Origin of the sequence: Vibrio sp. OPT46, assembly GCF_015163535.1 — a bacterium.
Lineage (GTDB): Bacteria > Pseudomonadota > Gammaproteobacteria > Enterobacterales > Vibrionaceae > Vibrio > Vibrio alginolyticus.
In genome coordinates this window covers 59806-63075 of sequence record NZ_JADDYG010000298.1, presented here as the reverse complement: position 1 = coordinate 63075, position 3270 = coordinate 59806, and the positions used below count along the sequence as shown (strand labels likewise).

Sequence of the window (3270 nt, the reverse complement as noted above, 5' to 3'; positions counted from 1 at the left end):
AAGGCGCTCCTTGTTGTAATCGCGCATAACATACATTAACAAAAATTATATTTCGAACATTTGGTGTTTTATCTTGATGTTCGTCGGTAAAAACGTTTTCTTGTGAAATTAACTGTTATTTTGTTTTAACTTTTTTGGTTTTAAATGTTGTGTAATGTGAAATTATTGTGCTTCATGTGTTATTTTCTCATTGAGTGGTAAGACCAATTAGGGGGCTAAAGTGCTTTCCCTACTTGAAAAATGGTTAAAACCGCAAACCAAACACTAAAAAATCTCGTGTAACCCGGTTTTTCAGAGGAAAAGGTTAAAAAACGCGCTTATTTACAAAATAGGGGTTGAGATTTTGCTGTGAAAAATTAACTATGGGGTAGGTTTTTTAATACATGGAGAGTTAATACGATGAGAGTTGGTTTAGTTGGTTGGCGCGGTATGGTTGGTTCAGTCCTTATGCAGCGTATGGTTGAAGAGAAAGACTTCGACCTAATCGAACCAGTATTCTACAGTACTTCTCAAGTTGGTATTCCTGCTCCTAACTTAGGAAAAGACGCAGGCTTACTGCAAGACGCGTATGATATTGAAAGCTTAAAACAGCTTGATGCGGTAATCACCTGTCAAGGTGGTAGCTACACAGAAAAAGTTTTCCCTGCACTTCGTCAGGCTGGTTGGAAAGGCTACTGGATTGATGCGGCCTCTACGCTACGTATGGCTGAAGATTCGATCATCACACTTGATCCAGTGAACTTAAAGCAAATCCAACAAGGCATCCACGGTGGCACGAACACATTTGTCGGTGGTAACTGTACGGTTAGTTTAATGCTAATGGGGCTAGGTGGTCTATTTGAGAAAGGCCTTGTTGAGTGGACAAGCGCAATGACTTACCAAGCCGCATCTGGTGCTGGTGCGCAAAATATGCGTGAATTGATCTCGCAAATGGGCGTTATCAATGACTCTGTTAGCTCTGAACTTGCAAACCCATCAAGCTCTATCCTAGATATCGATAAGAAAGTCGCGGATACAATGCGCAGCGGCTCTTTCCCTACCGATAAATTCGGTGTGCCACTAGCTGGTTCGTTGATCCCATGGATCGATGTGAAGCGCGATAATGGTCAGAGTAAAGAAGAGTGGAAAGCGGGCGCCGAGGCGAATAAAATTTTGGGTTCTCAAAGTTCACCTGTCCCAATTGACGGTACTTGTGTGCGTATTGGCGCGATGCGTTGTCACTCTCAAGCACTTACTATCAAGCTTAAACAAAATGTACCAATGGACGAAATCGAAGAAATCATCGCCACTCATAACGATTGGGTGAAAGTGATTCCTAACGACCGTGACATCACTGCTCAAGAGCTAACACCGGCAAAAGTTACGGGCACAATGTCTGTACCAGTGGGTCGTCTACGTAAGATGGCAATGGGTGATGATTTCCTAAATGCTTTCACTGTTGGTGACCAACTGCTTTGGGGTGCTGCGGAGCCGTTGCGTCGTACTCTGCGAATTATTCTGTCTGAGAAAGCATAATCACATCAATCCTTTATTTGATGACAAAATAAAAGAGCTCCTTAGGGAGCTCTTTTTTCATGCGTCGTCTTCTGTTCGAACGACTCTTTTGTCTGGATCGGCCAGTTCACTACCACAATGTTTACAGTAAATTGCGTCAGAGTCGTGCCCTGCGTGGGAGCAGTTTGGGCATTTCACCAATACTTTGTGCGATTGCATCTCTTGGTGCAGTTCGGCAGTGAAAATACCTGTAGGTACCGCCAAAATGGAATAACCCAGTAACATGGTGAGTGATGCAAGCCCTTTACCTAGGTCTGTTTGGGGGACCAAGTCACCATACCCAACCGTTGTGATGGTCACGATCGCCCAATAAATACTTTTAGGAATGCTAGTAAATCCGTTTTCAGGTCCTTCAATGATAAAAATCAACGAGCCGAAAATCGTTACCATAATGGCGACGGAACTAAAGAAGATAAAAATCTTTCTGCGCGCCATAAGCAGTGAACGTAAGAGGATATTGGACTCTTGGAGGTATCGGACTAACTTGAGTATGCGGAATATTCGCATCACTCGCAGCGCCCTGATCACACCCATAAACGAAGCGGATGGGAAGAAGAGTGCTAAATAAGTGGGCAAAATCGCAAGTAAATCGACGACACCATAAAAACTCTTTGCGTAGGCGGCAGGTTTGGGGGAGCAATAAAGCCTTAGAAGGTATTCAATCGTGAATAGGCCAGTAAATGTGTATTCAATAAACTTCAGCTCTTTTTCCCACTCGGCCCGAACGGAGGGTATCGAATCTAACACCAGTACGATTAACGAACTGATGATCGCGATAATGAGAGCAATATCGAACGTTTTACCAGCTTTGGTATGAGTACCAAAAATGGTGACATATAGAGTATGTTTAAGAGAGTCAGTCGTCATGACAAAGCGATCCATTGTTGAATCGCTCTATCATACAATTTTATAGAAACTCAGGCTAATCCTGGAAATAAGTTGCGTAAGCCATTCGCAATGAACTCTATGCCAAGCGCGCCCAATATCAAACCCATGATACGAGTAATGACGTTGATTCCAGTTTGACCTAAAAATCGTACGATCAATGGGGCAGAACGGAATAATAGCCATGAACAAAGGCAGAACAAACCAATCGTAATACTAATGCCCACGGTATCGAACATGCTTGGGTAGCGTGCACCATAAACAATAGTCGAACTGATTGCACCAGGACCTGCCATTAAAGGCATTGCAAGAGGGACCACACCAATCTGTTCACGACTGACGTATTCCGTTTTCTCTTGTTTGTTCTGCTTATCTTCCCCCAGTTTACCGCTCATCATCGAGAATGCGATGCTAAGTAATAGCAACCCGCCAGCGACACGAAACGAATCCAGAGAAATACTGAACATGTCTAACAGTAACTGACCAGCAAAAAGCGAAATGATCAGGATGATCGCAACAGCCACATTTGCTGTTGTTGCCGTATTGCGCTTTTCGTCTGGTGTCATATGCCCGGTTAGTGACACAAACACAGGCATGATACCAACAGGGTTTACTGCGGCGACCAAACCGAGAAAAAACTGCAAGAAGATAGCAAGTTCAAAAGTTTGCATGTTGCGTACTCATCAAAGTTCACATTAGTGAAAAGGAGAAGGGGTAATTTGGGCGTAATGTAAGGCAAAAGTTAGGTTGTAAGAAATGAAAAAAACTAACGCATTCCCTGCCATTTAAGTGAGAAAAACTAATTCTTTAATAAACTGTATCTAATCTGGG

The 3270-nt window shown here is 43.1% G+C and carries 3 protein-coding genes; 1 reads left to right on the top strand and 2 read right to left on the bottom strand.

Annotated elements, in window-relative coordinates:
* Positions 1-399 precede the first annotated feature (399 nt).
* Positions 400-1515: an aspartate-semialdehyde dehydrogenase gene (gene asd, locus IQR33_RS13730; protein WP_005380727.1), complete on the top strand. Its 1116-nt coding sequence runs from the start codon at positions 400-402 to the stop codon at positions 1513-1515.
* A 57-nt stretch (positions 1516-1572) separates the two neighbouring features.
* On the opposite strand, the gene IQR33_RS13725 is transcribed toward asd, so the two are convergent.
* The gene (locus IQR33_RS13725; protein ID WP_005380728.1) at positions 1573-2436 is read right to left on the bottom strand and encodes an ion transporter; all 864 of its coding nucleotides are present in this window, start codon (positions 2434-2436) and stop codon (positions 1573-1575) included.
* A 35-nt stretch (positions 2437-2471) separates the two neighbouring features.
* Positions 2472-3110 carry a YchE family NAAT transporter gene (locus tag IQR33_RS13720; RefSeq protein ID WP_005380729.1) on the bottom strand — a complete coding sequence of 213 codons (639 nt, stop codon included), beginning with the start codon at positions 3108-3110 and terminating at the stop codon, positions 2472-2474.
* Positions 3111-3270 lie beyond the last annotated feature (160 nt).

Excerpts from the sequence above, each read along its gene's own strand:
- asd (WP_005380727.1), top strand. The coding sequence starts at position 400 with ATGAGAGTTGGTTTAGTTGGTTGGCGCGGTATGGTTGGTTCAGTCCTT.
- IQR33_RS13725 (WP_005380728.1), bottom strand. The coding sequence starts at position 2,436 with ATGGATCGCTTTGTCATGACGACTGACTCTCTTAAACATACTCTATAT.
- IQR33_RS13720 (WP_005380729.1), bottom strand. The coding sequence starts at position 3,110 with ATGCAAACTTTTGAACTTGCTATCTTCTTGCAGTTTTTTCTCGGTTTG.